The 26569-nt window shown below is 66.2% G+C and carries 17 protein-coding genes, 4 tRNA genes, 3 rRNA genes and 7 pseudogenes; 12 read left to right on the top strand and 19 right to left on the bottom strand.

Translation table 11 applies throughout. The features are described from left to right. The 6 genes and pseudogenes from SYNGFB01_RS13220 to SYNGFB01_RS07685 form a co-directional block, all read right to left on the bottom strand. Nucleotides 1-269, bottom strand: a pseudogene (locus SYNGFB01_RS13220) (cell division protein SepF); the annotation flags it as partial. A 123-nt stretch (nucleotides 270-392) separates the two neighbouring features. After that, nucleotides 393-1055, bottom strand: a complete 663-nt coding sequence (locus tag SYNGFB01_RS07705; protein ID WP_235300004.1) for a YggS family pyridoxal phosphate-dependent enzyme — start codon at nucleotides 1053-1055, stop codon at nucleotides 393-395. An 11-nt stretch (nucleotides 1056-1066) separates the two neighbouring features. After that, nucleotides 1067-1333: a PipX family protein gene (locus SYNGFB01_RS07700; protein WP_048017583.1), complete on the bottom strand. Its 267-nt coding sequence runs from the start codon at nucleotides 1331-1333 to the stop codon at nucleotides 1067-1069. A 35-nt stretch (nucleotides 1334-1368) separates the two neighbouring features. Then, a pseudogene (locus SYNGFB01_RS07695) lies at nucleotides 1369-2297 on the bottom strand (CbiQ family ECF transporter T component). A gap of 19 nt (nucleotides 2298-2316) precedes the next feature. Further along, complete coding sequence (der, locus tag SYNGFB01_RS07690; RefSeq protein WP_048017582.1) at nucleotides 2317-3681, bottom strand: ribosome biogenesis GTPase Der; 1365 nt, start codon at nucleotides 3679-3681, stop codon at nucleotides 2317-2319. Nucleotides 3682-3750: 69 nt separating this feature from the next. Further along, nucleotides 3751-4230, bottom strand: coding sequence for a DUF1823 family protein (locus SYNGFB01_RS07685; protein ID WP_048017581.1), 480 nt, complete (start codon nucleotides 4228-4230; stop codon nucleotides 3751-3753). Nucleotides 4231-4258: 28 nt separating this feature from the next. Here SYNGFB01_RS07685 and dusB point away from each other — a divergent pair. Continuing rightward, a pseudogene (dusB, locus tag SYNGFB01_RS07680) lies at nucleotides 4259-5270 on the top strand (tRNA dihydrouridine synthase DusB). Here the strand turns inward: dusB and SYNGFB01_RS07675 are convergent. Next, nucleotides 5243-5968 carry an SAM-dependent methyltransferase gene (locus SYNGFB01_RS07675; RefSeq protein ID WP_369795517.1) on the bottom strand — a complete coding sequence of 242 codons (726 nt, stop codon included), beginning with the start codon at nucleotides 5966-5968 and terminating at the stop codon, nucleotides 5243-5245. The pseudogene dusB and the gene SYNGFB01_RS07675 sit on opposite strands and share 28 nt — an antisense overlap. 91 nt (nucleotides 5969-6059) lie before the next feature. On the opposite strand from SYNGFB01_RS07675, the gene SYNGFB01_RS07670 reads away from it, so the two are divergent. Further along, nucleotides 6060-6644 carry an acireductone dioxygenase gene (locus SYNGFB01_RS07670; protein WP_048017587.1) on the top strand — a complete coding sequence of 195 codons (585 nt, stop codon included), beginning with the start codon at nucleotides 6060-6062 and terminating at the stop codon, nucleotides 6642-6644. Here SYNGFB01_RS07670 and SYNGFB01_RS07665 read toward each other — a convergent pair. Together SYNGFB01_RS07665 and aroQ are read right to left on the bottom strand one after the other, a co-directional pair. Beyond that, entirely contained in the window at nucleotides 6605-7282 is a 678-nt protein-coding gene (locus SYNGFB01_RS07665) for a tRNA-(ms[2]io[6]A)-hydroxylase (protein WP_082325932.1), read from the bottom strand. The genes SYNGFB01_RS07670 and SYNGFB01_RS07665 overlap by 40 nt on opposite strands. Further along, on the bottom strand, nucleotides 7279-7719 hold the full coding sequence (gene aroQ, locus SYNGFB01_RS07660; RefSeq protein WP_048017579.1) for a type II 3-dehydroquinate dehydratase: 441 nt from the start codon (nucleotides 7717-7719) through the stop codon (nucleotides 7279-7281). The genes SYNGFB01_RS07665 and aroQ overlap by 4 nt, the downstream gene beginning before the upstream one ends. Before the next feature lie 94 nt (nucleotides 7720-7813). Here aroQ and SYNGFB01_RS07655 point away from each other — a divergent pair. The 4 genes from SYNGFB01_RS07655 to SYNGFB01_RS07640 all read left to right on the top strand — a co-directional run bounded on the left by SYNGFB01_RS07655 (nucleotide 7814) and on the right by SYNGFB01_RS07640 (nucleotide 11180). After that, nucleotides 7814-7895 (top strand) — tRNA-Tyr (locus SYNGFB01_RS07655). A gap of 10 nt (nucleotides 7896-7905) precedes the next feature. Further along, nucleotides 7906-7977 (top strand) — tRNA-Thr (locus tag SYNGFB01_RS07650). A gap of 100 nt (nucleotides 7978-8077) precedes the next feature. Next, entirely contained in the window at nucleotides 8078-9454 is a 1377-nt protein-coding gene (locus SYNGFB01_RS07645) for an aldehyde dehydrogenase family protein (RefSeq protein ID WP_048017585.1), read from the top strand. A gap of 154 nt (nucleotides 9455-9608) precedes the next feature. Further along, nucleotides 9609-11180 carry a LysM peptidoglycan-binding domain-containing protein gene (locus SYNGFB01_RS07640; RefSeq protein ID WP_235300000.1) on the top strand — a complete coding sequence of 524 codons (1572 nt, stop codon included), beginning with the start codon at nucleotides 9609-9611 and terminating at the stop codon, nucleotides 11178-11180. Nucleotides 11181-11187: 7 nt separating this feature from the next. Here the strand turns inward: SYNGFB01_RS07640 and SYNGFB01_RS07635 are convergent, their stop codons facing one another. The 3 genes and pseudogenes from SYNGFB01_RS07635 to SYNGFB01_RS07625 all read right to left on the bottom strand — a co-directional run bounded on the left by SYNGFB01_RS07635 (nucleotide 11188) and on the right by SYNGFB01_RS07625 (nucleotide 14254). Next, on the bottom strand, nucleotides 11188-12687 hold the full coding sequence (locus SYNGFB01_RS07635; RefSeq protein WP_048017577.1) for an ATP-dependent DNA helicase RecQ: 1500 nt from the start codon (nucleotides 12685-12687) through the stop codon (nucleotides 11188-11190). A 162-nt stretch (nucleotides 12688-12849) separates the two neighbouring features. Next, a pseudogene (locus SYNGFB01_RS14245) lies at nucleotides 12850-13116 on the bottom strand (DEAD/DEAH box helicase); the annotation flags it as partial. 98 nt (nucleotides 13117-13214) lie between these two features. Further along, nucleotides 13215-14254 (bottom strand): annotated as a pseudogene (locus tag SYNGFB01_RS07625) (hypothetical protein). A gap of 140 nt (nucleotides 14255-14394) precedes the next feature. On the opposite strand from SYNGFB01_RS07625, the gene SYNGFB01_RS07620 reads away from it, so the two are divergent. From SYNGFB01_RS07620 to SYNGFB01_RS15405, 5 genes are all read left to right on the top strand, one after another. Then, nucleotides 14395-14610: a photosystem I reaction center subunit IV gene (locus tag SYNGFB01_RS07620; RefSeq protein WP_048017575.1), complete on the top strand. Its 216-nt coding sequence runs from the start codon at nucleotides 14395-14397 to the stop codon at nucleotides 14608-14610. A gap of 120 nt (nucleotides 14611-14730) precedes the next feature. Then, complete coding sequence (locus SYNGFB01_RS07615) at nucleotides 14731-15588, top strand: DNA-formamidopyrimidine glycosylase (RefSeq protein ID WP_048017574.1); 858 nt, start codon at nucleotides 14731-14733, stop codon at nucleotides 15586-15588. An 18-nt stretch (nucleotides 15589-15606) separates the two neighbouring features. Further along, on the top strand, nucleotides 15607-15744 hold the full coding sequence (locus SYNGFB01_RS16360) for a hypothetical protein (protein ID WP_369795516.1): 138 nt from the start codon (nucleotides 15607-15609) through the stop codon (nucleotides 15742-15744). After that, nucleotides 15744-16253, top strand: coding sequence for a methylthioribulose 1-phosphate dehydratase (gene mtnB / locus SYNGFB01_RS07610; RefSeq protein WP_369795514.1), 510 nt, complete (start codon nucleotides 15744-15746; stop codon nucleotides 16251-16253). The genes SYNGFB01_RS16360 and mtnB overlap by 1 nt, the downstream gene beginning before the upstream one ends. A gap of 503 nt (nucleotides 16254-16756) precedes the next feature. After that, a complete protein-coding gene (locus SYNGFB01_RS15405) occupies nucleotides 16757-17059 on the top strand; it encodes an HAD-IA family hydrolase (RefSeq protein WP_235299996.1) in 303 nt (100 codons plus the stop codon). 556 nt (nucleotides 17060-17615) lie between these two features. On the opposite strand, the gene rrf is transcribed toward SYNGFB01_RS15405, so the two are convergent. From rrf to SYNGFB01_RS07580, 5 genes are all read right to left on the bottom strand, one after another. Beyond that, nucleotides 17616-17731, bottom strand: a 5S ribosomal RNA gene (gene rrf, locus SYNGFB01_RS07600). 131 nt (nucleotides 17732-17862) lie between these two features. After that, nucleotides 17863-20735 (bottom strand): 23S ribosomal RNA (locus SYNGFB01_RS07595). A gap of 423 nt (nucleotides 20736-21158) precedes the next feature. After that, nucleotides 21159-21231, bottom strand: a tRNA-Ala gene (locus SYNGFB01_RS07590). A 9-nt stretch (nucleotides 21232-21240) separates the two neighbouring features. Beyond that, nucleotides 21241-21314: transfer RNA gene (locus SYNGFB01_RS07585), tRNA-Ile, on the bottom strand. Nucleotides 21315-21535: 221 nt separating this feature from the next. Next, nucleotides 21536-23012 (bottom strand): 16S ribosomal RNA (locus SYNGFB01_RS07580). The 16S, 23S and 5S rRNA genes sit together here with 2 tRNA genes alongside, the layout of an rRNA operon. A gap of 756 nt (nucleotides 23013-23768) precedes the next feature. Between SYNGFB01_RS07580 and SYNGFB01_RS16355 the strand changes: the two are divergent. After that, nucleotides 23769-25214, top strand: a pseudogene (locus SYNGFB01_RS16355) (glycoside hydrolase 100 family protein). An 84-nt stretch (nucleotides 25215-25298) separates the two neighbouring features. On the opposite strand, the pseudogene petD reads toward SYNGFB01_RS16355, so the two are convergent. Both petD and petB read right to left on the bottom strand, forming a co-directional pair. Then, nucleotides 25299-25779, bottom strand: a pseudogene (petD, locus tag SYNGFB01_RS07570) (cytochrome b6-f complex subunit IV). 75 nt (nucleotides 25780-25854) lie between these two features. Beyond that, nucleotides 25855-26538, bottom strand: a complete 684-nt coding sequence (gene petB / locus SYNGFB01_RS07565) for a cytochrome b6 (protein ID WP_048017584.1) — start codon at nucleotides 26536-26538, stop codon at nucleotides 25855-25857. Between the last annotated feature and the right edge of the window lie 31 nt (nucleotides 26539-26569).

Raw genomic sequence — 26569 nt, 5'->3', positions numbered from 1 at the left:
CTGAATGGCCCGAGGCATCTCGTCGAAGCTGCGCGGCTCCATCAGGATGATCTCGGGCATTTGATTGGTGATGCCGGGCATGCCGATCACGTTGGAGCCGGCGAAGGGGTCTTCGAAGCTGAAGTCCGAGGCCGGAGCCAGGCGCTGGAGCGGCTGGAAGCGCTGGGCTCGGGAGCCTCACCGCCGTCGTATTCGAGCTCATCGTCGAAGTCGCCATCGAGATAGTCGTCTCCGGAAACGACCGAGCGCAGGCGGGAGAACAACGACACGGATCGGACCTCTTGCTGGGAGCTGAGCCTTGAATAGCGCCTTGGCTGAACGCCTGCAAGGGTTTGCGAGCCCCAGCGTTGCACAGGAGCGCCATCGTGAGGAGGCGGCTGCAGCGGCCGCGATCAGCTCAGGCGCGCTCCGAACAGACCGCTGCCGATCCGCACCCAGGTGCTGCCGGCTGCCACCGCCTCGCGCCAGTCACCGCTCATGCCCATCGAGAGTTCCGGCAGGGCCAGTTCGCCGGCCAGGGCGGCGCACTCGGCGAACAGCTCCTGGCGCTGGCCGGCCTCCAGACCGAGGGGGGCGATCGTCATCAGCCCCACAGGGCGCAGGGCGGGGAGACCCTGCAACTCGCTCCAGCACCGGCGCAGCTCGTGGGCACTGAAGCCGGCCTTGCCGGGATCGGGCCGCAGCTTCACCTGAAACAGCACGGCCGGCCGTCGCTCCTCCTCGGCGGCGATGCGGGCCAGGCGCCGGGCCAGGGCCAGGGAATCGAGCGAATGGATCGTGGCGAAGTGGCGCACCACGCCGCGCACCTTGTTGGCCTGCAGGCGCCCGATGAAATGCCAGTCGAGGGGCCCCAGATCGGCCAGCTCCGCCTGCTTGGCGGTGGCCTCCTGCAGGCGGCTCTCGCCAAAGCTGCGCTGGCCTGCCGCCACGGCGGCGCGGATGGCGCCGGTCGGCTGGCCCTTGCTCACCGCCAGCAGCCGGCAGCCCGGCGGCAACTGCCTCCACCACCAGTGGAGCCGATCCTCCAGGGCGGCAGCAGCGGACGGATCAGCCAACGGCGGCTGGCTCAGATGAACGTCTGATCGAACAGCTGACGCCATTCGGCATGCACGTCAGGACCGACGCGCCGGGCGCGGGCCAGATTCTGCTCGGCGTAGTGGCGGGCATCCATGAGCGGCACCACCTCGAACAGAGCCCCACGCGGCTGCAGGGTCACCAGGAAGAAGATCCGCTGGGCATAGAGCGTGGCATAGAGATCACGCCCCTCAGAGACCGGCGCGACGCGGTAGAGCATCCCGAAGGTGGGGTGGTTGAGGTAACGCTCGGAGCTCACGTCTTGCCGGGGGTGCCCGCAAGGAATCGAGGCCATTAAAGGGCACCGACTTTCCAGCGCAGACCCAGCAGCAGCGCAAGCAGCACTGCCGCGGCCGCATTGACGCCCCAGGCCGGGGCCGGGGGCAGCCGCAGCTGGTCGGGCGGCAGCCAGCGGCCACCCCTGGCCAGCAGTGCCTCAGCCCCCTGTTCGGCACGCAGCAACAGGTTGGCCAGCAGCCGCTCCCCCACGGCCAGCATCAACCCCAGACCGGCTTTCCAGCCGAGGCGCCGGAAGTTCACGGCCCGGGTGGCCACGGCGCGGGCCAGGTTCTGCAGCTCCTCCTGAACCAGGGGAAGGAAGCGCAGGGCGAGCAGCAGGGTGAACCCGAGCCGCTCAACCGGCCAGCCCAGCCGCCCCAGGGGGGCCAGCAGCCAGCTGATCGCCCACACCAGCTCCTCGGGCGGCGTGGAGACCAGCAGCAGGTTGGCGCTGTGCACCAGGGTCACCAGCAGGGTGGCCCCATTGAGGCCCAGTTCGGCCGAGCGGCGGGTGACCTCGAAGGGCCCCCACTGCAGGAGCTGCCAGCGGAGGCCCGATCGCGGCGGCGGCGGCTCCAGGGGCGAACCGGCCACGAGACGCAGCTCCGCCGGCGGGCGCTGCAGCTGGCCGGGCGGCACACCGGCGGCCGGCAGGAAGGCCGCCAGCCCGCCCACCAGGAGCCCCACCGCCAGCAGCAGCGGCAGGCTGCGGCGCCACAGCCGCCAGGGCAGACCGCAGCAGGCGGTGATCAGCAGCAGCAGCGCCACCAGGCCGAGCCGCCAGAGGGGCCCGCCAGGATCGGCGTCACCAGGAAGACCAGGGTCCAGGCCAGCTTGAGGCGCGGATCCAGGCGCCGCAGCCAGCTGCCGCGGCGGCGCGGCCCCAGCTCGGCGGGATCCTCGGCCACGTACTGGCCGATCGGCAGCTGGCGCAGAAAATCCACTCAGGCCGGCAGCGCCGCTTCAGCGGCCCCGATTCTGCTGGCGAACCAGTTCACGCTCGGCATCGCGCTGCTGCTTGCCGCGCCAGAACAGCTTGATCGGCGTGCCCTCGAAGCCCAGGCCCTCGCGGATCTGGCGCTCGATGTAGCGGCGGTAGGTGTCGCCGAACAGCTTCGGGTCGTTCACGAACAGGGTGAAGCTGGGCGGGCGGGTGGCCACCTGGGTGCCGTAGTAGAGCTTTCCCTGGCGGCCACCGCGGCTGGTGGGCGGGGTGCGCCAGCTGAGCGCCTCGGTGAGCACCTCGTTCACCACTGCGGTGCTCACCCGGCGGCGGTGCTGCTCCACCGCCAGCAGGGCCAGGGCGAAGATGCTCTGCACCCGCTGGCCGGTGAGGGCCGAGGTGAACAGCATCGGCGCCCAGTCGAGGAAATAGAGCTTGGCGCGGAGTTCCTTCTCCATCGCCGGCATGGTGTGGGCGTCCTTCTCGATGGCGTCCCACTTGTTCACCACCACCACGCAGGCGCGGCCGTCCTCCTCGATCCGGCCCGCCAGGCGCTGGTCCTGCTCGGTCACGCCATCGAGGGCATCGATCACCAGCACGCACACATCGCTGCGCTCGATCGCCTTGAAGCTGCGGTTGATGCCGAAGAACTCCGGCCCGTAGTTCACCGAGCGCTTGCGGCGGATGCCGGCGGTGTCGAGGATCTTCCAGGTGTGGTTCTCCCGCTCCACCGTGGTGTCGATCGTGTCGCGGGTGGTGCCGCGGATCGGGCTCACGATCGCCCTCTGCTCGCCGCAGATGGCATTGAGCAGGCTGGACTTGCCCACGTTGGGGCGGCCCACGATCGCCATCTGGATCGGCTCCTCGCCCTCCTCCTCGCTGCTGGGCGGCAGAAAGCTGATCACCTGATCGAGCAGGTCGCCGGTGCCGGCGCCATGGATGGCCGAGATCGGGTGGGGCTCCCCCAGCCCCAGTCCCCAGAACTCCGCCGCCATCGCCAGGCCCGCCTCGGGCGACTCGCACTTGTTCACCGCCAGCAGCACCGGCACGTTGTGGCCGCGCAGCCAGGTGGCGATCGCCTCATCGGCGGCGGTGCAGCCCTGCTGGCCGTCCACGATCACCAGCGCCACCGACGCCTCGGCCAGAGCCAGGTTGGCCTGCTCGCGGATCTCGGGCAGGAATTCGCTGTCGTCGTCGAACACCAGGCCGCCGGTATCGACCACCCTGAAGGTGCGATCCGCCCAGAAGCCCTCCTGGTAGGTGCGATCGCGGGTCACGCCCGGCTCGTCGTGCACGATCGCCTCGCGGCTGCGGCAGAGGCGGTTGACCAGGGTGGATTTGCCCACGTTGGGGCGGCCGATGATGGCGACGACCGGCAAGGCCAAGGGAGTTATTCCAACGTCTGTCGTGTCTCGACCCTACAGAGCGGTGCACAACCCAGTGCACGGCCCGGCTCAGCGGATCGGCAGGTCACCCGGATGGCCGGCCACCGGATCGGCCGGCACATCGAGCAGCTCCGGCAGCGGGCCGGTTTCGGGCAGGGCTTCAGAACGCTCGGCCAGATGGGCCAGCAGCCAGTTCACGGCCGTGGCGCGGCGGGTGCGGCGCGGATAGAGCTCGCCGATCCTGTAGCCCGGAAAGCCCAGCTGCTGCTTGAGCAACTGCTTGTGCTCCCTGGCGATCGAGCGGGTGAGCGCCACCGATGCAGGCCGCTCGGCGATGAACTGAGGCTCGATCGGGAACGGCTCCCGCCAGGCCGCGCTCGTGGCCGGGCCCGCGCTCCAGGTGCCGGAGCCATCGGGCGCGTAGCCCAGGCGCGGCCAGATCAGCTCGCACACGAAGCGGTCGCTGACGCGGTCGGCCAGCACCGCCTCCAGCAGCGGCCGGCTCAGGGGGAAGGGATGGGGCGTGGCGGCGGCCTGGGCGGAAGCCATCGACCTGGAGCCTCACAATCAGGACACCATGATCACCGCCGCCTCCCTCACGCTGCCGGGCAACGGCACCCCGCGCAGCCTGCGCTGCCGGGTGCTGCAGTCGCCGCTGGCGGGGGTGAGCGACCGCATCTTCCGCGGCCTGGTGCGGCGCTGGGCGCCCGATGCCCTGCTGTTCACCGAGATGGTGAATGCCACCAGCCTGGAACTGGGGCATGGCCGGATCAAGGTGGAGGAGCTGGCCCATGAGCCCGGGCCGATCGGCGTGCAGCTGTTCGACCACCGGCCCGCCGCCATGGCCGAGGCGGCCGGCGCCTTCCTGATCGACATCAACATGGGCTGCCCGGTGCGCAAGATCGCCCGCAAGGGAGGCGGCAGCGGCCTGATCCGCGAGCCCGATCTGGCGGCCCGGATCGTGGAGGCGGTCGCCGCGGCGGTGCAGATCCCGGTCACGGTGAAAACGCGCCTGGGCTGGTGTGGTGAGCCCGGTGGCGGCTCCGCTGCCAGCACCACAACCGTGTCAGCCGTGGCCTGGTGCCGCCGGCTGGAGAGCGCCGGCGCCCAGCTGCTCACCCTGCACGGCCGCACCCGCGAGCAGGGTTTCCAGGGCAGCGCCGACTGGGCCGCCATCGCGGCGGTGAAGCAGGCGCTGCGCATCCCCCTGATCGCCAACGGCGATGTGACCAGGCCCGCCGATGCGCTGCGCTGCCTGGCTGTCACCGGCGCGACGGGGTGATGGTGGGCCGCGGCACGATGGGCGCCCCCTGGCTGGTGGGCCAGATCGATGCGGCCCTGAGCGGCCGGCCGGTTCCCCCCACGCCAGACCCGGCCGCGAAGCTGGCGCTGGCGGCGGAGCAGCTGCGGGCCCTGCTGGCCGCCAGGGGCGACCAGGGCCTGCTGATCGCCCGCAAGCACCTGAGCTGGACCTGCACCGGCTTCCCCGGGGCAGCGCAGCTGCGTCACGCCCTGATGCGCGCCCCACCCCGGCCGAGGCGCTGGCGCTGCTGGAGGCCGCCTACGGCAGCACCGCCGGCCAGGCCTGACGGATCAGCAGCAACGAGAAGTAGGGCTGCTCAGCCGCCGGCACCGCCGCGGCCGGCGCCAGCCACTGATCGGGCCAGCCCACCCGCTGGGCGAACAGAGCCCCCTCCAGCAGCCCCCGCGCTGCCAGCTGCGGCCGCACCCAGCTCCAGCGCCGCCCCAGCTTGAGCAGCGCCAGCACGGTGCCGCTGGCCGCCGCCTGCTCCAGCAGCGCCCCCAGCTGCGCCTCCGTGTCGGGCGTGGGGCCGATCCAGAGGCCCTCGCCCTGGAGGGCCAGCGGCCACGGCGTGCCGGCGCCGGATGCGGCCGCCGCCGCCGCGCACACCGCCGGCACGCCGGGGATCAGGCGCAGCGGACAGGCCGGGTGACGCTGACGCAGGGCCAGCAGCACATAGGCACTGCTGGCGAACAGCGACACATCCCCCTCACAGAGGAGCACCACGGCCCGGCCCGAGGCCACCTCCGCCGCCAGGGCATCGGCGGCGGCATGCCAGGCGGCGATGCGGGGTTCGGCCTCGGCCACCATCGGGAACACCAGCGGCAGGCGCCGTTGCGCCGCGCCGATCCACGGCGCCGCGATCGCCGCGGCCATGCCGTCGGCGCCCTCGCGCGCCACCGGATAGGCCACCACCGCCGCGGCCTGGATCGCCCGCACCGCCGCCACGGTGAGCAACGACGGATCGCCGGGACCGACGCCCACCAGGGTCAGGCCGGCCGACGCGGCATCGGACACAGCAATGGACACGGCATCCGGCCCGATGTCTAGGTTGGAACCCGGCTGCGCCCGAGCCATGAGCCTGCTCGCCCTCTACCGGCACGATGCCAGCATCCCCGCAGCCCCGGGGCATCGCCTGCCCGAGCTGGTCACCAGCGACCCCGCCCTGATCGAGCGGGAGCTGGCCGGCCATGGCATCGCCTTCCAGCGCTGGCCCGCGCGGGCCCGGCTGGGCGAGGGCGCCAGCCAGGAGCAGATCCTGGCCGCCTACGGCGACGAGGTGGCCCGCGTGCAGGCCGGCGGCGCTTATCCCACGGTGGATGCCATCCGGATGGCCCCCGATCACCCCGAGCGCGAAGCGCTGCGCCGCAAATTCCTGGCCGAGCACACCCACAGCGAAGACGAGGTGCGCTTCTTCGTGGAAGGGCAGGGGCTGTTCTGCCTCCACATCGGCGAGGCGGTGCTGCAGGTGCTCTGCGAAGCGGGCGACTGGATCGCCGTGCCGGCCGGCACCCGGCACTGGTTCGACATGGGCCCCGAACCCCGCTTCTGCGCCCTGCGCTTCTTCAACAACCCCGATGGGTGGGTGGCACGGTTCACGGGAGATCCGATCGCCGAGCACTACCCACGGCTGGAGCAGCTGCTGGCCGCGCCCACCTGAGCGGTGCCCGTGCCGGTGCCGTCCGGGTTGCCGGCGGAATGGAACCGCACGCTGCGATCGGGCAGCACCGCGCCGGTGAGAGCCACCGCTTCCACCCCGGCCAGGTGCTCCAGGCGCTCCACCACCACAGCCCGCGGCCAGCGCTGCTCGCACAGCAGCCAGTAGAGGCCGAAGTGGCGGGCCTCGCTGGCCAGCAGAGCCGCATAGAGCTCCCGCAGCTCGGGATCCGGGAGATGGGCGGCCAGCAGCGCCATGCGCTCGTGGCTGCGGGCCTCGATCAACCCGGCCACGAGGAAGGAATCGAGCTGGCGCCAGGGCTCCTCGCGCCGCACCGCCCTGGCCAGCTCGCTGCCGTAGGGCGAAGCCGCCAGGGGGCGCAGGGGGATACCGCGGCGAGCCAGCAGCGCCAGCACGAGCTCGAAGTGCTCCAGCTCCTCGCGGGCCAGGGGACTGAGCTGCTCAGCCAGCGCCGCATCGCCGGGATAGCGGAACATCAGCTGCAGCGCCACGCCGGCGGCCTTGCGCTCGCAGTGGGCGTGGTCGATCAGCAGCAGCTCCGGCTGAGCGATCGCCTGCTCCAGCCAGCCGGCCCGGGTGGGGGTTGCGAGCCACTTGATGCGGGTGGGCGCGTCGTTCACGGGCGACTGCGCAGATAGGTCAGCAGACCCTCGAGCGCCAGACCGTAACTGCCGGCCCCGAAACCGCTGATCACCCCGATCGCCCGGTCGGCCAGATAGGAGTGGTGACGGAACGGCTCTCGGGCATGCACGTTGCTCAGGTGCAGCTCCACGAAGGGGATCGCCACCCCCAGCAGGGCGTCGCGCAGGGCGATCGACGTGTGGGTCAGGGCTCCGGCATTGATCAGGATGCCGTCGATGCTGCCGCGGGCCTGATGGATGCGATCCACCAGCGCCCCTTCATGGTTGCTCTGGAAGCACTCCAGCTCCACCCCCTGATCCGAGGCCTGGCGCTCCAGGTCGGCCTCGATCGCCGCCAGGGTGCGGGCGCCGTAGAGACCCGGCTCCCGCAGGCCGAGCAGATTCAGGTTGGGGCCGTTGAGCAGCAGCACGCGCATCGGGGGCGCCGGCGACCCGGACTCCACTGGCGCGATCGTAGGGAGCGGAGCTAGGGCCGGACCCACCGGCTGGTAACGTCTGGGGGTGTGGTTCGGGTCGGTGCCCGAGTGGTTAATGGGGGCGGACTGTAAATCCGCTGGCTCTGCCTACGTTGGTTCAAATCCAACCCGGCCCACCTTCCACATGCCCTTGTAGCTCAGCGGTAGAGCACTCCCTTGGTAAGGGAGAGGTCACGAGTTCAAGTCTCGTCAAGGGCTTCCGCTTCTGGTGAAGGCTCAGCCCTTCGCCAGGGCTCAACGCCGCCGACACGATCCGCCGCACCTGCAGCATCACCCGCAGCGGAACCAGCCCATGCCCATGCCGCTCGAGCCCTCGGTCGCGCTGATGCGCCAGCCGGTGAACGAGGGCCACACCCGCCCTCTGCGCTGGCGGCTGCAGCAACTGGAGCGCCTGGAACGCCTGCTGGCGGAGCACGAGCAGGAGGTGATCGAAGCCTTGGGCATGGACCTGGGGAAACCGCCCCTGGAGGCCCATTTCGAGCTGGTGGCCGTGCGGCAGGAGATCGCCCTCACCCGCCGGCAGCTGCGCCGCTGGATGGCGCCGCGCCGGGTGGGCGTCTCGCTTGCCCTGAGCCCGGCGCGGGCCTGGGTGCAGGCCGAGCCCCTGGGCTGCGTGCTGATCATCGGTCCCTGGAACTACCCCTTCCAGCTGTGCCTCCATCCGCTGGTGAGCGCCCTGGCCGCCGGCAACGCAGCCGTGCTGAAGCCCTCCGAACACGCCCCGCACACCGCCGCGCTGATCGCCCGGCTGATCCCAGCGGCGTTCGAGCCGGAGGTGGTGCAGGTGGTCTGCGGCGATGGGGCAGTGGCCGCCGAACTCCTCGAGGAGCACTTCGATCACATCTTCTTCACCGGCGGCGGGCGGGTGGGCCGGCTGGTGATGGCCGCCGCAGCCCGGCACCTCACCCCGGTGACCCTCGAACTGGGCGGCAAGAGCCCGGCCATCGTGCTCGCCGACGCTCCCCTGGCCACCACCGCACGGCGGCTGGTGTGGGGCAAGAGCCTCAACGCTGGCCAGACCTGCATCGCACCCGATCATCTGCTGGTGGAGGAGCCGCTGCGGGAGCCGCTGGTGACCGCCATGACCGAGCAGATCCGGCGCTTCCATGGCGACGATCCCCTCCGATCCCCCGACCTGGGATCGATCGTGAATGACGCCCAGTTCGGCCGGCTGCGCCGGCTGATCGAAGGAGCTCAGGNTCGAGGTCAGCTGCTGGCCGGAGGCCGCTGGCACGACGCCCAACGCCGGATCGAGCCCACCCTGGTGGCGGTCGACAGCCTCGACGACCCGCTGATGCAGGAGGAGCTGTTCGGCCCGATCCTGCCGGTGATCAGCGTCGCCGGTCTGGAGGACGCCCTCGCCCGGGTGCGGCAGCGTCCCAAGCCTCTGGCTCTCTATCTGTTCAGCCGCAGCCGTGAGGCCCAGCGACGCACCCTGGCCGCCTCCAGCTCCGGCAGCGTCTGCTTCAACGACGTGGTGCTGCAGGCGGGAGCGGCCGACCTGCCCTTCGGCGGCGTGGGCGAGAGCGGTCTGGGGCGCTACCACGGCCTGGCGGGCTTCGACACGTTCTCCCACCTGCGCAGCGTGCTGGCGCGGCCCTTCCAGCTCGATCTGCCCTTCCGCTATCCCCCNTACGCCGGCAAACTGGGTCTGGTGCGGCGCCTGCTGGGCTGACCACGCCGGGGCGACCATGGGTCGCTGATCAGCAGCGTTGATGATCGGGGAGCCCCGCTGGACTGGCTCACCCTGGCCCTCCACCTTATGGTTCGCTGAGCTATTGGTGGTGTCAATGCGAGTTTCGCTTGCTGCCCTGGCCCTAGCGGTGGTGTTGCCCTTGCCGACTCTGGTCGGCGCCGCGGCCCACGCCAACGTGGTCGTGAAGCCGGGCGAAACGCTTTCCGAAATCGCCGAGCGCAACGGCGTCAGCCTCAACAGGCTGATGCAGGCCAATGGGATCAGCAATCCGGATCTGGTGGTGGTGGGCCAGGAACTCGTGATTCCCGGCGCCGGCAGCAGCCGGAGCGGGGGCAGCATCACCGTGCAGCCCGGCGAAACCCTCTCCGAGATCGCCGAGCGGCACGGGCTGAGCGTGAACCGGCTGATGCAGCTCAACGGCATCTCCGACCCGGATCTCGTCGAGGCCGGCCAGCGGCTGGTGGTGGGATCTTCCGGCCGCTCCGCCCGGGCCAGCAGCGCCGCTGTGCCCACGGCGCCCTACACCGTGAAAAGCGGCGAGACGCTCTCGGAGATCGCCGCGCGCTTCGGCACCAGCACCGAGCGGCTGATCCAGCTGAACCGGATCAGCGATCCTGATCTGGTGGTGAGCGGAACGCGCCTGGTGATTCCCGGCCGTCCCTCCTCCGGAGTTGCTGCGTCCGGCGGCCGTCCCGCCCACCATGTGGTGCAACCCGGGGAGAGCCTCTCCACCATTGCCGAGCGGTACGGCATGAGCACCGACAAGCTGATCGCCATCAACGCGATCGGTGATCCCGATCTGGTGTGGGCCGNCTCTCGCCTGAAGCTGCAGACCCCCCCGGCACCCAAACCCGCGGCACGAACCAGCAAAGCGGCAGCCCCGGCGACCGCCAAACCTGCCGCCAGCCCCACCAAGACGGCGGCGCGGACGACAACTCCAGCAACCAAGCCCAAGCCCCAACCTCAGCCCCAGAGCCAGCCAACGGCCGCAGCACAGCCCCAACCGCAAACCCAACCTGCCGAGCGGCAGGCGGCTGCGGCCCAGGTAGCTGCGGCGACAGCGGCAAAGCCCACCCCAGCCACCCCGAACCCGACCACAACCATGGGGGGCTCGGGTGAGGCGAAACCATCGATCGCACGCGCCAGCACCCCGTCCACGGCAGCCGCCACGACTCAGCCGGCCACCGCTGACGGGGCGAGCACCAAGCCAGCAGCTCAGTCCGCAACCGCCAAAGCCACCACCACGGCCGCAGCGACCACAGCCGCAGCCACCCCTGCACCCACTGCGACCACGGCCACCGCGACCTCGACAGCCACCAGGACGACAACGGCCAGGGCAACGCCAACCGTCACCCCTACAACCACCAAGGCCACCACGACAGCCAAGGCGACCACAACCGCGATGGCGACTTCGGCCCCGGCCCAGCGGCCCCAGGCCACCGCCAGCCGTGGCAAGACCTCCGGGGCCGACTGGCGCAGCTACGGCCCGCTGCAGGTCGACTGGGCCAACTGGCAGCCCATGGGCGGCAGCTACGTGGCCCCCACGCTCAACGGCGACGGCCAGGCGCTCTACCTCGCGGTCAACTGCGGCGCCCGCAAACTCAACGCCACCAGCCAGTCGGGGCAGTGGAAGAGCTGGGATTCGCCCCAGACCGACTTCGAGCAGAAGCTGATCGCCGACCTCTGCAAGGCCAAGGGCAGCTGAGGATCGCTCAGGCCGCCCAGTGGAGGGGCCAGGGCTGGCGCAGATAGCGCTGGCCCGCCGGCCGCACGTAGAGGCGCTGCACACCATCGTCGCTCTCGCGGATCAGGTCCTCCTCCACCAGGCGGCGGGCGAGCCAGGCCCATCGCTCCTCCTCAGACTCAGCGGCGCCGTCGGCCAGCTCCACAGCCAGGCTGTTGAGGTCACGGCCCCTGCGTTCCTCCAGCAGCTCCAGCACCCGCAGGGCCCGGGCCGACCAGTCTCGCGGTGCGGAGCGTTCGGCCTGACAGTTGTCGCAGCGGCCGCAGGCCGGTGCCAGCTCTCCCACGGCCAGCAGCAGGGCCTGCTCCCGGCAGGTCTCGCCTTCGGCCACCGCCTCCATCCGCCTCAGCTGCCGCTGGGCAAGCTCCAGCCGCGGCATCTCAGGATCAGCCGGCTGCAGACCGTGGGGCTGGCCGGCCGCCCGGATCGCCCGGGCCAGACGACGGCGATCGGCCGGATCGAACAGCACCAGGCAGCGCCCCGGCAGGCCATCGCGGCCGGCCCGGCCCGACTCCTGCAGATAGCCCTCCGGACTGGCCGGCAGATCCAGATGCAGCACCAGTCCCACATCCGGGCGATCCACTCCCATTCCGAAGGCCACCGTAGCCACCAGCACCGGCCGGGGTTGCTGCAGAAAATGCTCCAGGGCCAGCTGGCGACACTCCGGGTCCATACCGGCGTGATAGGCGATCGCCGGCATCCCCGCAGCACTGAGTCGGTCGGCCCACTGCTCCACCGATCGGCGGGTGCGGGCGTAGATCAGCGCAGCGCCCCGGGCCGCCCGCACGACCTCCAGAACCCGGGGCAGGGGATCGGCCGGGCGCCGCTCCATGGCGTAGTGGAGGTTGGCGCGGCGGGCTGAGCGCACCTGGATCAGGGGCCGGCGCAGCTGCAGCAGCCGGATGATGTCGGCCCGCACCTGCGGTGCCGCCGTCGCGCTGAGGGCGACCAGCGGCACGCCTGGGCAGAGGCTGCGCAGCTGTCCGAGCCGGCGGTAATCGGGCCGGAAATCATGACCCCAGGCGCTGATGCAGTGGGCCTCATCCACGGCCAGCGCCACCAGCTGGCCGCGCTCCAGCACGTCGTCCAGCAGCTGGCGGGTGGCTTCATGGCGCAGACGCTCCGGGGCGAGATAGAGCAGGCGCAGCCGGTTGTCAGCCAGCCTGCTGCGCAGCTCCTGCCAGGCGGGCCCGCCCAGGCCCCGGTGCAGGCAAGCTGCGGCGATGCCGCGCTGCTGCAGCTGGCGCACCTGGTCCTGCATCAGGGCCACCAGGGGGGAGACCACCAGCACCAGCCCCTCCCGCACCAGGGCCGGAAGCTGAAAGCACAGCGACTTGCCGCCGCCGGTGGGCAGCACCGCCAGACAGTCGCGGCCAGCCAGCAGGGCCTCCACCACCGGCCGCTGACCCGGGCGGAAGCCGGCCCAGCCGAAGTGACGCTGCAACGCCTGCTCGAGCGGATCGACCACGCAGCAGACACCACGGATAGTGCCTCACCAGGGTAGCCGGCCCCAGGGATAGAGCCTGGCAGTGCAACGCATCGGCCGTCCGGCCGGTCCCGGGCCGGTCAGGGCAGAGGCGGAGCCTCCAGTTGCTCGGGGGATTCCNTGCTGCGCAGCTCCTGCCAGCGGGCCCGCCCAGGCCCCGGTGCAGGCAATGCCGCGCTGCTGCAGCTGGCGCACCTGGTCCTGCATCGGCCACCAGGGGGAGACCACCAGCACCAGCCCCTCCCGCACCAGGGCCGGAAGCTGAAAGCACAGCGACTTGCCGCCGCCGGTGGGCAGCACCGCCAGACAGTCGCGGCCAGCCAGCAGGGCCTCCACCACCGGCCGCTGACCCGGGCGGAAGCCGGCCCAGCCGAAGTGACGCTGCAACGCCTGCTCGAGCGGATCGACCACGCAGCAGACACCACGGATAGTGCCTCACCAGGGTAGCCGGCCCCAGGGATAGAGCCTGGCAGTGCAACGCATCGGCCGTCCGGCCGGTCCCGGGCCGGTCAGGGCAGAGGCGGAGCCTCCAGTTGCTCGGGGGATTCCTCCACCAGTTGCAACCGCACCCGCTTGCCACCGGCGAGCTCACCCAGCGACACCCGCAGCGTGCTGCCGCTGAGCGACTGCAGGGCGGTGAGGAGCTCGCGCAGGTGCGGTGTGCTGCTGCCGCTCTCCAGCCAGAGCCGTTCCTGCAGACCGCCCAACCGTCGCCAGCTGGTGTGCAGCTTGAGCACGGCGCTCTCCAGCGCCTGAGCCTGCGCCACCGCATCGGCGAGCAGCCCCAGCGCATCGAGCCGCTGGGCCTCCTGCAGCGCCTTGTCGAAATCGAGCCGATCGCTCTGAAACGCCCGCACCGCCAGGCCGGCCTCCGCAGCCCTGCTCAGCCAGCGGGCCGTATGGGTCACATCCCTGACCCGGTCCAGCTCAGGCTCCTCCCGCAGCACCCGGCGCAGATCCTGCTGCTGCTCCTCCGGCAGCTTGGCCAGCTCCCTGACCAGCGGCGCCACCGCCCTGGGCGGCAGCAGGTTCTCGGCGGTGCGCTGGCGGATCTCCTCAGGCAGCAGCGGCTGGTGGCAGCGGTGAACTCATCGGCGAGCCGCCGCACCTGCTTGCGGGTGATCTGCTGGCCTTCATTGGCGGCCTCGGAGATCAGCTGCTGCACCTCCGGATCGGCCTGGGCCGTCTCCAGGAAAGCGCGCTTGGAGAAGTTGTTGACGCTGGTCTCCTCCAGAAGGCCCCCTCCCACCAGGCTGGAGGCGGATTCGGCCAGCTGGATGAGGGTGTAGGCCCGGGTCTTGCTGATCTCGCGTTCGCGGAGCCACTGCAGAAAGCCGGTGCCCCGCCCTTCGCCGCCACGCTTCTCCCGGTCGCGCACGGCCCGCAGGATCCGCCCGCGCCAGATCTCGGTCTGCAGGTCGAAGCGATCGCACACCGCCCAGGCCTCCTCGAGCCGGGCCAGGAACTCCATCGTGCTGATGGTGTCGCTGTCGGGATCGGGCAGCTCCAGGTTGAGCAGCGGCGGGGTCGTCGCCTCCAGGGAAACCATCAGCGAATGCGGCGGACAGGGGAACCGGCGCGATGCTCCCATGGCCCCGGCCAAGGGCGACGAATCGTGACGCCCCATCCTTCCGCAGCCGCCATGGCGGGTATCGTCCGTTTGGCAGCCACCCGAAACCCAGCCCAGCGATGGCCATCTCCCGCGGCGACAAGGTGCGCATCAAGCGTCCCGAGTCCTACTGGTTCAACGAAGTCGGCACTGTCGCCTCGATCGACACCTCCGGCATCCGCTATCCCGTGGTGGTTCGCTTCGAGAAGGTGAACTACAGCGGTTTCAGCGGCTCCGAAGGGGGACGGATCCAAACACCCAACAACTTCGCCGAAGCCGAGCTCGAGAAGGCCTGATTCCTTCAGACCTTCCCACGAACCACCATCCCCCCCGGCCTGCCTGGCAGGTCGGGGGTTCTGCTGTGCGGCCGCAGGCTGAGCGCTGTGGCAGCCTGAGCTCCTGCTCTGCCCCAGCCGGTGCCGGAACTCCCCGAGGTGGAAACCGTGCGTCGCGGGCTCGAGCAATGCACCCGCGGCTTTGCGATCGAGCGGGTGGCGGTGCTTCGGACCCGGGCCATCGCCCACCCCGCCGATCCCCAGACCTTCTGCGCAGCTCTCCGCGGCTGTGTCGTGGATGGCTGGCAGCGGCGGGGCAAGTATCTGCTGGGCCGTCTGCAGCGCCCCCACGGCGAGAGTCACATCGATGCCGGCCACTGGGGCGTGCATCTGCGGATGACCGGCCAGTTTCTCTGGCTGGATGGGCCCCAGCCCCCCTGTGCCCACACCCGAGTGCAGTTCTGGAACGCCCAGGGCCAGGAACTGCGGTTCGTCGACACGCGCAGCTTCGGCCAGATGTGGTGGGTACCGCCCGCGCTGGCACCGGAGACGGTGATCACCGGACTGCAGGCGCTGGGCCCTGAACCGTTCAGCGCGGCCTTCAGCTCCCGCAGCCTGCGTGAACGGCTGCGGGGATCGCGGCGCCCGATCAAGAACGCCCTGCTGGATCAGCGTCTGGTGGCCGGGGTGGGGAACATCTATGCCGATGAATCCCTCTTCGCCGCCGGGATCCGGCCCCACACCCCCAGCGGCCGGCTCGGCCAGACTCGCCTGGAGGCCCTGAGAGTCGCCCTGGTGGAGGTGCTGGAGCGAAGCATCGGTGAGGGAGGCACCACCTTCAGCGACTTCCGCGACCTGACCGGCACCAACGGCAACTACGGCGGCGTGGCGCTGGTCTATCGACGGGCTGGCCAGCCCTGTCGCAGCTGCGGCACGCCGATCCGCCGCGACAGGCTGGCAGGCCGCAGCACCCACTGGTGCCCGAACTGCCAGCATTGAGCGATGGCTGGCACCGCGATGCCCGAACCAGCTGCGACAGGCCTGCTTGCCCAGCAACTCTCTGCCGCCATGGCGGCCATCCACGGCCGCGGCTGGTGCGATGGCACCGGCGGCAATTTCAGCTGCCTGCTGAGCCGGGAGCCCTGCAGCTGCTGATGGCCCCCAGCGGCGTCGACAAGGGCACGGTGCGTCCGGAGGACCTGATCGTGGTGAACGGCGCTGGTGGAGTGGTGCGCGGCGAGGGGCAGGCCAGCGCCGAGACCCTGTTGCACCTGGCCATCGTGGAGTGTGCCGGCGCCGGAGCGGTGCTCCACACCCACTCCCAGGCGGGGACGCTGCTCTCCCAGCACTATGGCCCCCAGGCTGATGCGACCGTGGCCTGGCTGGAACTGCGCGATCTGGAAATGCTCAAGGGGCTCCAAGGAATCCGGAGCCACACCAGTTCGATACGCCTGCCGGTACTGGCCAACGACCAGAACCTGCAGCGCCTGAGTGACCTGGCCAGGCCCCATCTGGGCACGGCGCCGCAGGGGTTGCTGATCGCGGGGCATGGTCTGTACGCCTGGGGCAAGAATCTCGACGAGGCCCGCCGGCATCTGGAGATCCTGGAATTCCTGCTGGAACAGCACTGGCGGCAGCTGCTGCTGGCGGCGCTGCGCGGCTGAAGCCATCACCCCATCCCCCCTGGGAAAGCCAGGCCCTCTGCCTCCCGCTGCCACCACACGATCCCGATGCAACCCTTCCGCGGCATCAGCCACCTCCTGCTCGACATCGAGGGCACGACCTGCCCGGTGCACTTCGTGGCCGAGACGCTGTTTCCCTTCGCTGCAGCACAGCTCCCGTCGTACGTGCAGGAGCACGAACGTGATCCAGACGTGATCCGGCTGCTGAATGCTGTCCAGGAAGCCTGGCTGCGCGACGCCGACCCCGAGGCCGTGGCGCTGTTGCAGCAGGATCGAGCGTCGGAGGGGCTGGTGTTGGTGCCCTACCTGCAGCTGCTGATCCGACAGGACCGCAAACTGCCGGCGCTCAAGGACCTGCAGGGCCTGATCTGGAAGGCCGGCTACGCCAGCGGAGAACTGCTGGCACCGCTGTTCGATGATGTTGCTGAAGCGCTGCACCGCTGGCACGGCAGTGGGGTGGTGCTGGCGGCTATTCCTCGGGATCAGTGCCTGCGCAGCAGCTGCTCTATGGGCACTGCAGCGGCGGCGATCTGCGCTCATTGTTCAGCCACTGGTTTGACAGCCGCACGGGGCCGAAGCAGGAGAGCGGAAGCTACCGGCACATCGCCGATGCCATGGGGGTCGATCCGGCAGCCGTGTTGTTCATCAGCGACTCCCTGCCGGAGTGCGAGGCTGCCTGTCGCAGCGGGATGGCCGTGCTGTTCAGCGACAGGCCCGGCAATCCCCAGCGGGATTCGGGTCAGTTTGAAAAGATCAGCGATTACAGCACCCTGCTGATCCAGCCATGAGTGGGGTGGCTCTGCCCGAAGACTCCCGCGATCGTGGGATCCTGGCGATCAACCAGGCCAAGCTCGACAACGTGGTGCGGAGAGACTGAGGACCGACAGGCGATAGTGCAGGCCCGATCTGAGTTGGCTCGAAGCTAAAACCGGCGGCCTGGTCGTGGAGGCGATGTCAGTGCACCGGTTCCATTTCGGGATCCACAGAGAGCTGGAACACTCATCCGCTGCCGTGCCGGTGAGCAGGGCCAGGCCGAACCTGCGCTGGCTGGACGACAACGCACAGGGTTGACGAGAACGGCGTCGCGCTGAGTGATGCGCGCCACACGCAACCCGTCTACAACGGGGAGGCGGTCACCTCACGCTGCAGCGAAGCGCGAATCTGGCAACGGCTGGCGGGCCAATGGCATCAGATTCATGGTCACAGGTGGTGAGCGGAGGTCCACCGGCGCCGGCCTCTGCCGACGCCAGCCAATAAAAAGCCACCCGAGCGGGTGGCTTCTTCGGCATCCGCCTGGATGCAGAATCATTAGGCGGTATGACGCATCGACAGAATGAAGATTTTACCTGGCATCGACCTATTTTCTCAGGGGGCTGCCCCCAAATATCGTCGGCGCTGCAGCGTTTCACAGCCGAGTTCGAGATGGTTCGGAGTGGTTCCACTGCGCCATGGACACCAGGATAGTCGCTTCATCCCCAGGTGAACCCTGAGAACTGCATAGGTTAGGCCAATGATTTCTGATCGCTCAGCATCATCTCGCCTCTGGAAATCAGCTGGCAACGGCATCGCCGCTGCTCTTAGAGCTCGAGTGTTGGTCAAGCCCTCGGTCTATTAGTACTCCTCCGCTTCACGCATTGCTGCGCTTCCACGTAGAGCCTATCAACGGGTGTTCTTCCCGTGACCTTACTGGCTTAAGCCATGGGAACACTCATCTTGAGGTGGGCTTCCCACTTAGATGCTTTCAGCGGTTATCCACTCCGCACATGGCTACCCAGCGTTTACCGTTGGCACGATAACTGGTACACCAGAGGTGCGTTCCTCCCGGTCCTCTCGTACTAGGGAGAAATCCTCTCAATGTTCCTGCGCGTGCACCGGATATGGACCGAACTGTCTCACGACGTTCTGAACCCAGCTCGCGTACCGCTTTAATGGGCGAACAGCCCAACCCTTGGGACCGACTTCAGCCCCAGGTTGCGATGAGCCGACATCGAGGTGCCAAACCTCCCCGTCGATGTGAACTCTTGGGGGAGATCAGCCTGTTATCCCTAGAGTAACTTTTATCCGTTGAGCGACGGCCCTTCCACGCAGAACCGTCGGATCACTAAGGCCGACTTTCGTCCCTGTTCGACTTGTAGGTCTCACAGTCAAGCTCCCTTCTGCCTTTACACTCGTCGGCTGATTTCCAACCAGCCTGAGGGAACCTTTGCGCGCCTCCGTTACCTTTTAGGAGKCGACCGCCCCAGTCAAACTGCCCACCTGATACTGTCCGGGCCCCGGATAACGGGCGGCCGTTAGAACTCTAGCTCGGAAAGAGTGGTATCTCACCGTTGGCTCACCATCACCCGCAAGCAATGGATCAAAGCCTCCCACCTATCCTGCGCATTCCGAGCCCGAGCACAATACCAAGCTACAGTAAAGCTTCATAGGGTCTTTCTGTCCGGGTGCACGTAGTCCGCATCTTCACAGACAATTCTATTTCGCCGAGCCTCTCTCCGAGACAGCGCCCAGATCGTTACGCCTTTCGTGCGGGTCGGAACTTACCCGACAAGGAATTTCGCTACCTTAGGACCGTTATAGTTACGGCCGCCGTTCACCGGGGCTTCAGTCGCCAGCTTCGCTTACGCTGACCAGCTTCCTTAACCTTCCGGCACTGGGCAGGCGTCAGCCCCATACATCTCTTGCGACTTAGCGGAGACCTGTGTTTTGGTAAACAGTCGCCTGGGCCTCTTCACTGCGACCACCTTGCGGTGGCACCCCTTCTCCCGAAGTTACGGGGCCATTTTGCCGAGTTCCTTAGAGAGAGTTACCTCGCGCCCCTCGGTATTCTCTACCACCCTACCTGTGTCGGTTTCGGGTACAGGCAGTCATGCCTTAACGGGTATAGGGCTTTTCTTGGAAGCTTGACGTCACCCACTTCGCTGCCGTAGCAGCTCGCACTCACGCCTCAGCTCAAGCTGTTTTCGCCAGCTCTCAACGCCTCGAACGCTTGGACCAGTAACCAACATCTGGCTGGGCTAGCCTTCTCCGTCCCCCTTCCCAAAACATGACCGGTACAGGAATGTTGACCTGTTGTCCATCGACTACGCCTTTCGGCCTCGCCTTAGGTCCTGACTAACCCTCCGTGGACGAGCCTGCCGGAGGAACCCTTAGGGTTTCGGGGCATGGGATTCTCACCCATGTTTTCGCTACTCAAGCCGACATTCTCACTTCCATGCAGTCCACGCCCGCTTACGCTAACGCTTCACCCCACATGGAACGCTCCCCTACCATTGATAAATCAATCCGCAGCTTCGGTACAACGCTTAGCCCCGTTCATTTTCGGCGCAGGATCGCTCGACCAGTGAGCTATTACGCACTCCTTTGAGGATGGCTGCTTCTAGGCAAACCTCCTGGTTGTCTGGGCAATCCCACCTCCTTTATCACTCAGCGTTGATTTGGGGACCTTAGCTGGCGGTCTGGGCTGTTTCCCTTTCGACCATGGAGCTTATCCCCCACAGTCTGACTGCCTTGCTACACACAGGGTATTCAGAGTTCGTCTCGATTTGGTACCGCTCTCGCAGCCCGCACCGAAACGGTGGCTTTACCCCCCCTGCTGGAGCACAAGACGCTACGCCTCAACGTATTTCGGGGAGAACCAGCTAGCTCCGGGTTCGATTGGCATTTCACCCCTAACCACAGCTCATCCGCTGATTTTTTCAACATCAGTCGGTTCGGACCTCCACTTGGTATCACCCAAGCTTCATCCTGGCCATGGTTAGATCACCCGGGTTCGGGTCTATAAACACTGACGATCGCCCTATTCAGACTCGCTTTCGCTGTGGCTCCACCATTCCCGGTTTAACCTGCCAGTGCCTATAAGTCGCCGGCTCATTCTTCAACAGGCACGCGGTCACCCGATCAGTCGGGCTCCCACTGCTTGTAAGCTCACGGTTTCATGTTCTGTTTCACTCCCCTCCCGGGGTTCTTTTCACCTTTCCCTCGCGGTACTGTTGCGCTATCGGTCACACAGGAGTACTTAGCCTTACGAGGTGGTCCTCGCGGATTCACACGGAATTTCACGTGCTCCGTGCTACTCGGGATACAGCTAGGCCAACTTCATTTTCGAATACGGGGCTTTCACCCTCTGTGGCGCGCCATTCAAACGCTTCTTCTAAATCCGTTGGTCCACATTGCTGTCCCACAACCCCGATGGGCGAACCCATCGGTTTAGGCTGGTCCCCGTTCGCTCGCCGCTACTGAGGGAGTCGTTTTTACTTTCCTTTCCTCCAGCTACTAAGATGTTTCAGTTCGCTGGGTTGGCTCGCACCGCCCTATGGATTCAGGCGGCCGTTCTAGGGGTTGCCCCATTCGGAAATTCCCGGATCAAAGCGTGTTTCCAGCTCCCCGAGACTTATCGCAGGTAACCACGTCCTTCATCGCCTCTGTGTGCCAAGGTATCCACCATGAGCCCTTTGTAGCTTGACCAATGTATCTTCCCAGTGCTTCAGGCTGTTGAGGCCCATTCTCCAAGATTCACCTTGATTGCTCCTCACTGGCTTTTGGACCACTGATTGACAATCCGGTTTGAATGCCAGGATCAAACTCCCGATCTCGGCGGGATCAGAAGAACACTGGAAAGTCTCGGCTCTAAACTCAATAGAACGCCAGTTCTCACTGGACATCCATGAGATGCTTTCTTTCCAGACTCACCTATGCAGTTGTCAAGGTTCGCGCTGAACACAGACTCCGATCTCTCAGAGCCTTGAGTTCAGCATCCAATCAACCTGATCAGGAATGATTGGAGGCTGAAATCATCAGCTGCACTGATCTTGGTCATCCCAGTCGAAGTTCCTGGCGACGTCTCCGTCGCGTTCGACTTGAGGGTCTGGCAGTGCGCAGAGCGTGGCATGGAGGTTAGCGGACTCGAACCGCTGACATCCTGCTTGCAAAGCAGGCGCTCTACCAACTGAGCTAAACCCCCAAACACGAATGGGCCATCCTGGACTTGAACCAGGGACCTCACCCTTATCAGGGGTGCGCTCTAACCACCTGAGCTAATGGCCCAGGAGTTTCGACCTCTCAGTAACATCAAAAAATCAGCCTTGATCAATTCAATCAAAGCCGACTTTCAACATCCCTTTGGGGTGACCTAGACGAAGTTTAGGAACTGAACCTGATCAGCCGCTAGAGCTGTCAGGCTGAGGTACCGATCGACCATCGAGATGACAGGACTTTGGTTTCATCACAATGTGGATGAAACATCAGAGTCAGTTGTTGTCTCCCTGTTAGGAGGTGATCCAGCCGCACCTTCCGGTACGGCTACCTTGTTACGACTTCACCCCAGTCATCAGCCCCACCTTCGACGTCCTCCTCCACAAGGGTTGGAGTAACGGCTTCGGGCGTGGCCAACTTCCATGGTGTGACGGGCGGTGTGTACAGGCCCGGGAACGTATTCACCGCAGTATGCTGACCTGCGATTACTAGCGATTCCTCCTTCACGTAGGCGAGTTGCAGCCTACGATCTGAACTGAGCCACGGTTTATGGGATTTGCTAGCTCTCGCGAGTTTGCTGCCCTTTGTCCGTAGCATTGTAGTACGTGTGTAGCCCAGGATGTAAGGGCATGATGACTTGACGTCATCCACACCTTCCTCCGGTTTATCACCGGCGGTCTCTCTAGAGTGCCCAACTGAATGCTGGCAACTAAAGACGTGGGTTGCGCTCGTTGCGGGACTTAACCCAACATCTCACGACACGAGCTGACGACAGCCATGCACCACCTGTCACTGCGCTCCCGAAGGCACCCCCCGATTTCTCAGGGGTTCGCAGGATGTCAAACCCTGGTAAGGTTCTTCGCGTTGCATCGAATTAAACCACATACTCCACCGCTTGTGCGGGCCCCCGTCAATTCCTTTGAGTTTCACACTTGCGTGCGTACTCCCCAGGCGGAACACTTAACGCGTTGGCTACGACACCGAGGGGTCGATTCCCCGACACCTAGTGTTCATCGTTTACGGCCAGGACTACAGGGGTATCTAATCCCTTTCGCTCCCTGGCTTTCGTCCATGAGCGTCAGTTATGGCCCAGCAGAGCGCCTTCGCCACTGGTGTTCTTCCCGATATCTACGCATTTCACCGCTACACCGGGAATTCCCTCTGCCCTACCACACTCAAGCCTCACAGTTTCCATTGCCGAAATGGAGTTAAGCTCCACGCTTTGACAACAGACTTACGAGGCCGCCTGCGGACGCTTTACGCCCAATAATTCCGGATAACGCTTGCCACTCCCGTATTACCGCGGCTGCTGGCACGGAATTAGCCGTGGCTTATTCCTCAAGTACCGTCAGATCTTCTTCCTTGAGAAAAGAGGTTTACAGCCCAGAGGCCTTCATCCCTCACGCGGCGTTGCTCCGTCAGGCTTTCGCCCATTGCGGAAAATTCCCCACTGCTGCCTCCCGTAGGAGTCTGGGCCGTGTCTCAGTCCCAGTGTGGCTGATCATCCTCTCAGACCAGCTACTGATCGACGCCTTGGTAGGCTCTTACCCCACCAACTAGCTAATCAGACGCGAGCTCATCCTCAGGCGAATTCATTTCACCTCTCGGCATATGGGGTATTAGCGGCCGTTTCCAGCCGTTATCCCCCTCCTGAGGGCAGATTCTCACGCGTTACTCACCCGTCCGCCACTAACCCGAGGTTCGTTCGACTTGCATGTGTTAAGCACGCCGCCAGCGTTCATCCTGAGCCAGGATCAAACTCTCCGTTGTAGGTCAGATCCTCTTGATCAACCTGAATTAAACTCTCGCTCAACTCAAGCCGCTCTCAATCTGACTTGCTCGTCACCCACAGTCTCAAGCCTCTCGGCTCTCCCTGCAGTTGGAGCCTCCTTCCTCTGACAGAAGGGTTCAAAGAGTGCACTGAATTCAAAATCTTCCGATTTCTCCTCCCTTGTCTCTCCCAGATCTCAGATCCGGTCGCGATCAGGTTCCCGCCAGCTCGTTTCAGCAGCTCGCCTCGTGAGAAGGCTCACCGCTCTCGCTCGCAGTTCCCCGTCGCTTGTTTGTTTTGACGGGACCTCACACCCTCACGGCTTGCTTCTGCCACCATCCTCTCGGCCACTCTTTCCGCCTCCCCTCTCGGGAAAACCTCAAGATCAAGCCTCGAAACGGTGACGCCGTGAAAGCGTCAGTTCCTAAACTTCTCAGTTGTCCAGGTGCTGCCACCTCCACTCACGTCCGCTTGGACTCTCGTCCTCGCTCCCTGAGCTCTCGGTGACCGTCGCCTCCCGGCGACCCAGAAAACTTACAACACCGTCGGCTCTCGCCTCCTCGTCGTAAGCCGCGCTCCGCTTCCGGTGCGCAGTCCAATAACGTAGCACAGGCCACCGCAAGGTCGTCAAGGCTTCCCCTCAGATCCCAGCGCCAACGCTGCCGAAACCCTCCTGCTGACTGGGTTGCTGCCCAATCAGGACAGGCTCCCTAAGGTGCGGCAAGACGAGGCTGCAGCCTCCGACGCAGGTCCCGATGGCACGCCAGTTCAGCCAGGAACAACTGCGGGTGAGGCCGAGCTCCCGGGAGGAAGCCGTGGTGGCCAGAGCCCGGGAGCAATTCGAGCGAACCCTCGTGCGGGTTCGCGGCCAGCTGGTGGGGTCGGTGGCCGCACTTCAACACCCACGCCTCAGCGACGCCGCCAACTACGGCGAGGTGTTCCTGCGCGACAACGTGCCGGTGATGATCTACCTGCTGCTGCAGGGGCGCACCGACATCGTGCGCAACTTCCTGACCATCTGCCTCGACCTCCAGAGCAGCAGCTACCAGACCCGCGGTGTCTTTCCCACCAGCTTCGTGGAGGAGGCGAACGGCAATCTGGTGGCCGACTATGGCCAGCGCTCGATCGGGCGGATCACCTCGGTGGACGCCAGCCTCTGGTGGCCGGTGCTCTGCTGGCTCTACGTGCAGAGGAGCCGCGATCTGGACTTCGGGCCAGCCAACAGGTTCAGAGAGGCGTGCAGCTGCTGCTGGATCTGGTGCTGCACCCCACCTTCGAGGGCACGCCGGTGCTGTTCGTGCCCGACTGCGCCTTCATGATTGATCGCCCCATGGATGTGTGGGGAGCGCCTCTGGAGGTGGAGGTGCTGCTCTACGGATGCCTGCGCAGCTGTTGTCATCTGATGGAGCTGGCCCAGCGCACCGCCATGAGCCGGCTGCTGGAGCAGCGTCTGGTGCTCACCCGCCAGTGGCTGCACGATCTGCGTTCGTTTCTGCTCAAGCACTACTGGGTCACCAGCAAGACCATGCAGGTGCTCAGGCGACGCCCACCGAGCAGTACGGGGAGGATCAGCACGAAAACGAATTCAACGTGCAACCTCAGGTGGTGCCTCCCTGGCTGCAGGACTGGCTGGATAACCGCGGCGGATACCTGATCGGCAACATGCGAACCGGCCGGCCGGATTTCCGCTTCTACAGCTGGGCAATTCACTCGCCAGCCTGTTCGGCCTGCTCTCCGCACCCCAGCAACGCGCCCTGTTCCGGCTGGTGCTGCACAACCGCAGCCATCTGATGGCCCAGATGCCGATGCGCATCTGCCATCCCCCCATGGAACAGGAGGAATGGATCAACAAGACGGGTTCCGATCCCAAGAACTGGCCCTGGTCGTATCACAACGGCGGCCACTGGCCGAGCCTGCTCTGGTATCTGGGGGGGGCCATCCTGCTCCACGAGCGCAAGCACCCGGCGGCCGACCTGCTGTTGATGGGCCAGATGAAGGCCATGCTGGAAGAGTGCTACTGGAGCCAGCTGAATCAACTGCCGCGCCAGCAGTGGGCTGAGTATTTCGATGGCCCGACCGGCACCTGGATAGGCCAGCAGGCCCGCACCTACCAGACCTGGACGATCGTGGGCTTCCTGCTGCTGCATCACTTCCTGCGGATCAAGACCGATGACGTGAGCGTGCTCGACATCGACACCTGAGCGGACGCCACAAAAAAGCCGCGACCGAGGTCGCGGCGGGAAAACCAGAGGATGCAGGGTTCTGCGGAAATCCTGGATTGGGATTCAGAACAGGCCGAGGGTGAGCGATTTATCGATCGGAAGAGCTGCACCGATTCCGAGATAGATGGTGACAACAGTGCCGAACAGAAAGACCGCCATGGCCACAGGGCGGCGAAAGGGATTCTGGAACTTGTTGAAGCTCTCGATGAAGGGAACCAGCATCAAGCCAGGGGAATCATGGTCTGCAGAGCAATGCCAAGCAGCTTGTTGGGCACCACCCGGAGAATCTGGAAACCGGATAGAGATACCACTCGGGGAGGATCTCCAGAGGGGTGGCGAACGGATCGGCCTTGTCGCCCAGCATGGCCGGGTCAAGGACCGCCAGACCCACCAGGCAACCGATCGTTCCCAGGATCACGACCGGGAACATATAGAGCAGATCGTTGGGCCAGGCGGGCTCACCGTAGTAGTTATGGCCCATTCCCTTGGCCAGCTTGGCCCGCAGAGCGGGATCGGTGAGATCAGGCTTCTTGAGGATGTGCATGGCTGTGGAGCCGGTGGGTGGAGGCTAGGCGTGGAAGGGGGGAGTCGGTGCCAGGAGGAACCGATCGACACAGGATCACAAGGGACCGGAGATGCCCTGCTTGCGGATCATCAGGAAGTGCATGAGCATGAACACCGCCAGCAGCCAGGGCATGACGAAGGTGTGGAGGCTGTAGAAGCGGGTGAGGGTGGCCTGACCGACGCTCTCGCCTCCGCGCAGGAGCTCGACCATGAAATCGCCGACCACCGGCACGGCTGCGGGCACGCCGCTGACGATCTTCACGGCCCAGTAACCCACCTGATCCCAGGGAAGGGAGTAACCGGTGACGCCAAAGCTCACGGTGATCACAGCCATGGTCACACCGGTGACCCAGGTGAGCTCGCGCGGCCGCTTGAAGCCGCCGGTGAGGTACACGCGGAACACGTGCAGGATCAGCATCAGCACCATCATCGAGGCGCTCCAGCGATGGATGGAGCGGATCAGCCAGCCGAAGCTCACGTCGGTCATCAGGTACTGCACCGACGCGTAGGCCTCGGCCACGGTGGGCTTGTAGTAGAAGGTCATCGCAAACCCGGTCGCAAACTGGATCAGGAAGCAGACCAGGGTGATGCCGCCCAGGCAATAGAAAATATTGACGTGGGGGGGCACATACTTGGCCGAGATGTCATCGGCGATGGCCTGGATCTCAAGACGCTCCTCGAACCAGTCGTAGACGGGGTTGGAGGACCCCCCGSKKCYAGCAGGAGTGTGGCCATGCAGCTGGGTGATTGGGTGCGAGAGTCTACGCACT

Source organism: Synechococcus sp. GFB01 (genome assembly GCF_001039265.1).
GTDB lineage: Bacteria > Cyanobacteriota > Cyanobacteriia > PCC-6307 > Cyanobiaceae > NIES-981.
Note: the sequence above shows the minus strand (reverse complement) of the source record. Positions and strands in the feature narration are given on the sequence as shown.

Bases quoted from the DNA above. Each gene is read 5' to 3' on its own strand.
- SYNGFB01_RS07685 (WP_048017581.1), bottom strand. From the start codon at position 4,230: ATGGCTTCCGCCCAGGCCGCCGCCACGCCCCATCCCTTCCCCCTGAGC.
- SYNGFB01_RS07670 (WP_048017587.1), top strand. From the start codon at position 6,060: ATGAGCCTGCTCGCCCTCTACCGGCACGATGCCAGCATCCCCGCAGCC.
- aroQ (WP_048017579.1), bottom strand. From the start codon at position 7,719: ATGCGCGTGCTGCTGCTCAACGGCCCCAACCTGAATCTGCTCGGCCTG.
- SYNGFB01_RS07620 (WP_048017575.1), top strand. From the start codon at position 14,395: ATGGCCATCTCCCGCGGCGACAAGGTGCGCATCAAGCGTCCCGAGTCC.
- SYNGFB01_RS16360 (WP_369795516.1), top strand. From the start codon at position 15,607: ATGCCCGAACCAGCTGCGACAGGCCTGCTTGCCCAGCAACTCTCTGCC.
- mtnB (WP_369795514.1), top strand. From the start codon at position 15,744: ATGGCCCCCAGCGGCGTCGACAAGGGCACGGTGCGTCCGGAGGACCTG.